At 50.2% G+C, this 4,200-nt stretch carries 4 protein-coding genes and 2 tRNA genes; 4 read left to right on the top strand and 2 right to left on the bottom strand.

The genetic code is table 11. The features are described from left to right. Positions 1-306 precede the first annotated feature (306 nt). Positions 307-747 carry a DUF4174 domain-containing protein gene (locus tag CLC93_RS17485; RefSeq protein ID WP_169903112.1) on the bottom strand — a complete coding sequence of 147 codons (441 nt, stop codon included), beginning with the start codon at positions 745-747 and terminating at the stop codon, positions 307-309. 142 nt (positions 748-889) lie between these two features. Between CLC93_RS17485 and murB the strand changes: the two genes are divergently transcribed. Then, positions 890-1,915, top strand: coding sequence for a UDP-N-acetylmuramate dehydrogenase (murB, locus tag CLC93_RS17480; protein WP_095507277.1), 1,026 nt, complete (start codon positions 890-892; stop codon positions 1,913-1,915). Beyond that, on the top strand, positions 1,908-2,876 hold the full coding sequence (gene birA, locus CLC93_RS17475) for a bifunctional biotin--[acetyl-CoA-carboxylase] ligase/biotin operon repressor BirA (protein ID WP_095507276.1): 969 nt from the start codon (positions 1,908-1,910) through the stop codon (positions 2,874-2,876). The genes murB and birA overlap by 8 nt, the downstream gene beginning before the upstream one ends. Here the strand turns inward: birA and coaA are convergent. Continuing rightward, a complete protein-coding gene (gene coaA, locus CLC93_RS17470) occupies positions 2,862-3,812 on the bottom strand; it encodes a type I pantothenate kinase (RefSeq protein ID WP_095507275.1) in 951 nt (316 codons plus the stop codon). The genes birA and coaA overlap by 15 nt on opposite strands. A 204-nt stretch (positions 3,813-4,016) precedes the next feature. Between coaA and CLC93_RS17465 the strand changes: the two genes are divergently transcribed. Together CLC93_RS17465 and CLC93_RS17460 are read left to right on the top strand one after the other, a co-directional pair. Then, positions 4,017-4,092, top strand: a tRNA-Thr gene (locus CLC93_RS17465). 21 nt (positions 4,093-4,113) lie between these two features. Then, positions 4,114-4,198 (top strand) — tRNA-Tyr (locus CLC93_RS17460). The last annotated feature ends 2 nt before the right edge of the window (positions 4,199-4,200 follow it).

Raw genomic sequence — 4,200 nt, 5'->3', positions numbered from 1 at the left:
AGTAGGGTGGAGCCGGGAATAAGAAGGCCAAGAGTTTGGCCTTCGCCGGCGTAACGGCCTGAGCTCTGCGAAGGCCTGGACACCGGCAGGCTCCTCGCAGGGAAAGATGAACCTGCCCGTTGCTAACTGCAAAGCCGCTACTAGCGCGTCGGTCCTCTTATGACCTACTTCCCTGTAGGTCACCCTTCGGGCCGCACTAAAGTGCGTTGTGCGTTCAAATTCGTTCCCGACGAATTTGTCACCCCCATGTGACCTCTCTTCGAGCTTCCACTAGAGATACTAATCCTAGCTCGTGCTTACTGCGAGCTAAGCAGAGCAGCGTTTTAGGCGTCGGTTTTGTGCGTCTATGTTGTTGGTGCTGTTGTCGAGCATCTGGAAGACTTCGCTCCAGATTGTATTGTCCCAACGTTGTGCCTCTTGACCGTCGTCGCTAACGAGGATCAGAGCAGTCTGATCTGGGCCAACTTGGTACTTGTTTCTCAGCTCAGTCCAGTCGTAGCTGTGATAGTGCATGCTCTCGGATCGCTCAGCGTCAGTTACGACTAGGACAAAGGTATTTCTGGCTTTCAGCAGGCACTCGTGGAAACTGGCTTGCTTGACGAACTTATCTACTGAGTCGTCGTGCTCAGGAGCGAAATAAATCAAGCTGCGGTGGCTCTGCGCTTCAACCAGGTGTGGATAAGCCCAGGCAACGTAGGAAACGAAACCTATGATGCTGGCTAGGATACTTAATGCTACGTACTTCATGGTCGCTACCTCACTCAATAACATAATTTTAGTACGCGTTATTTAAACTGGCGGATCCTTTCCTCTATTGAATTCGACTTTCTGTTCTGGTTTTGACGGTACCTGAGTTAAACTAAGCGCGAATACTGAAGCGACCTGTCTTATGCAAACCTTTGATCTTTCTAACCACCATACCTTCGGCTTCGAGCAAATCGCTCGCTCGATAGTCACTGTGGCCAGCGCCGAGCAGCTTAAGCAATTGATCGTGTCTCGCCAGCTGCACAACCCAATAATCCTAGGCGAAGGTTCCAACGCGATTTTCTTAGAGGACTATGATGGCGATGTACTGATCAACCGCATTATGGGTCGAAAGCTAGAAGACAATGCAGATGGCGTGAGATTGACCTTAGGCGCGGGCGAAAACTGGGATTCGGCGGTTGCATGGTTATCACAGCAAGGGATTGGTGGCCTTGAGAACTTAGGGCTCATTCCTGGTTGCGTTGGTGCGGCGCCAGTTCAAAACATTGGTGCGTATGGGGTTGAGTTATCTCAAGTGCTCGAATCCTTGACTTTTATCGACCCGAATTCTGGTGAAACTCATAGCTTGAGCAAGGCCGAGTGCCAATTGGGCTATCGAGACTCTGTGTTTAAGCACCAGTTAAAAGACAAAGCTTGGATCACTGAGCTAGTGCTTTGGCTGCCAAAGCCCTGGCAGCCCAAACTGAGCTATGGCCCACTAAAGTCCTTGGAGGATGAATCCGATTTGTCTCCACTGCAAGTTTATCGGGAAGTCTGTCAGATTCGCCAGCAAAAGCTCCCTGATCCTAAGGTCCTTGGCAATGCCGGCAGTTTTTTCAAGAACCCAGTAGTTAGTGTTGAGTTATATGATCATCTTAGGTCCTTGGACTCGAATCTCGTGGGCTATCCGCAACACCAAGGCGGAATTAAGCTCGCCGCTGGCTACCTGATCGACAAGCTAGGCCTTAAGGGGCACCTTCAAGGAAAAGTCGGGGTACACCAGCATCAAGCGCTGGTGCTAGTGAATCACGGCGGTGGTAAGCCACAGGATTTAGTGGCGCTTGCGAATCACATTCAACAACGCGTCTTTGAGGTTTATCAGGTAAAACTGCAGCCTGAAGTTCGAATATTTGGCAGCAACGGCGAGGTGGAAATCAGCCGGTATGGATAGTTGGCAGAAAAAACATCAGCTCTTGAGTCTGTTAAACCAGCAGGGTTTTGTCTCTGGCGAATGGCTATCAGAGCAAATGGGAATGACTCGTGCGGCGGTAAACAAGAAGGTAAAGCAGCTCAATCAAGAGGGGCTAGAGGTTTACTCGGTAAAGGGCAAGGGCTACAAACTGGCCGACCAAGTGAGCTTGAGTCAACCTGCGGAACTTGAAAAGCTGTTGTCGCGACCTCTGCATTGGTTTCATCAAATCGAGTCAACCAATGCTTATTTGATGGAGCGCTGCCACGAGCTCGTAAAAGGAGAGACCTGCATAGCCGAGTGCCAAACCGCAGGGCGCGGTCGCCGCGGCCGTCAATGGATCTCCCCTTACGGTAGCAACCTTTATCAATCTGTCTATTGGCGAATCGACGATGGCTTCGCTGCCGCGATGGGGCTGAGCCTAGTGGTTGGCTTAAGCCTCGCAGAGACGCTTGAAAAGCTAGGGTTCGACGGAATCGGACTGAAATGGCCTAACGATATCTATCGCTTTGGCCGCAAGCTCGCAGGTGTCCTTGTGGAGATTAAAGGCTCACCGGAGGGGCCTTGCCATCTGGTGATTGGTTTTGGGGTCAATATAGCGATGCCTAAAGCCCTAGGTGCTGCTATTGATCAGCCGTGGGCCGATCTCACTCAAGAATCAAGTGCGGTTATTGCTAAGAACCAACTAATTCATGCTCTACACGAGAACCTACTTAAGGATCTCGCCCAGTTTGAGTTGTCGGGACTCGAGCCTTTCCTACCTCGATGGGAAGCGTTGGACTTGTTCATTGGTCAGCAGGTCACTTTGACTTCGGCGGCTAAAGTCATTACTGGCCGCTATCTGGGTGTCGATAGTGAAGGCAATCTGTTGCTAGAGGACACCAGCGGTGAGCGCAACAGTTACAGCGGTGGCGAAGTGTCGCTGCGTCTACTTGCTGAGTAGTACCTGCTGGACTAAGTGGTCAGGGCCTTTTTTGAGTATCAGCGATGCTCGCTCACGGGTTGGCAGAATATTTTGTACCAAGTTGGGCCCATTAATCGTGTCCCAAATATGACCTGCGGTTTCAAAGGCTTGCTCGTCAGACAGATTCGCATAGTGATTGAAGTAGCTGTCAGCGCGACTAAAGGCGGTATCTCTAAACTGCAAAAAACGCTCGATATACCATTGCTTTAGCAAATTTTGAGGCGCGTCTACGTATATCGAAAAATCGACGTAATCCGATACGTACTGGCTGTGTCCTTGGGCACCGGCGTCTTGGGCGTTCTGCAGTACGTTCAACCCTTCCAAAATCAAAATATCTGGCTGGTTGATTTCGATTTCCTTGCCCGGAATGCGATCGTAACGAACATGGCTGTACACAGGCGCTGTGACACCTTGCTCGCCCGACTTTATCGCTGCGACGAACTCAACCAAGTGCTTGACATCATAGCTCTCTGGAAAGCCTTTGCGATGCAGCAGCTCGCGTTGCTTGAGGTCTTCAAGGGGATAAAGGAATCCATCGGTAGTTACTAGGTCGACTTTCGGGTGCTCAGGCCAGCGTTGCAAAAGCGCTTGTAGAATACGCGCTGTGGTACTTTTACCGACCGCAACACTGCCAGCAATACTAATGATGTAAGGACGACGAGACGGATACTTACCCAAGAACTTCTCGAGAATGACGCCACGACTTTGCTGTGAGTTAACAATCAAGTTAAGCAATCGCGACAGCGGCAAATAAATATCAGAAACTTCTTTGAGCGATACTTGTTCGTTGATACCTCTTAGGGCATCAAGATCCTGATCGGTTAGCGTCAAAGGGACTGAATCGCGCAAATGTGCCCATTGTCGTTGGGAGAAGTTTAAGTAGGTGGCACTTTGCTGCCGGCTTTCTTGGGTCATATTATTGCCATTCCTTTGTTGGCTGGCACATTACACCATTCACTATACCTACACAACTTTCTGCTAACTTGTCAGGCCGCCAACCTGCGCTTAAAGGGGTGTCAGGGTCGAAAAATGCTCAATTAGCACTTTTTTTGGAAAAAAGTCGCTAATACGCTTGAACTCAGAGCCACATTTACCTATTATCCCGCTCCGAAATGATGTGCCGGCTTAGCTCAGTTGGTAGAGCAACTGACTTGTAATCAGTAGGTCGACAGTTCGATTCCGTCAGTCGGCACCATTCATTTCCTTAAAATAGCGTGGAGGGGTTCCCGAGTGGCCAAAGGGATCAGACTGTAAATCTGACGGCTCAGCCTTCGAAGGTTCGAATCCTTCCCCCTCCACCACT

The sequence above is a fragment of the Paraferrimonas sedimenticola genome, assembly GCF_002282855.1.
Classification (GTDB): Bacteria; Pseudomonadota; Gammaproteobacteria; order Enterobacterales; family Shewanellaceae; genus Paraferrimonas; species Paraferrimonas sedimenticola.
This window is presented reverse-complemented; position numbering and strand designations above follow the sequence as displayed.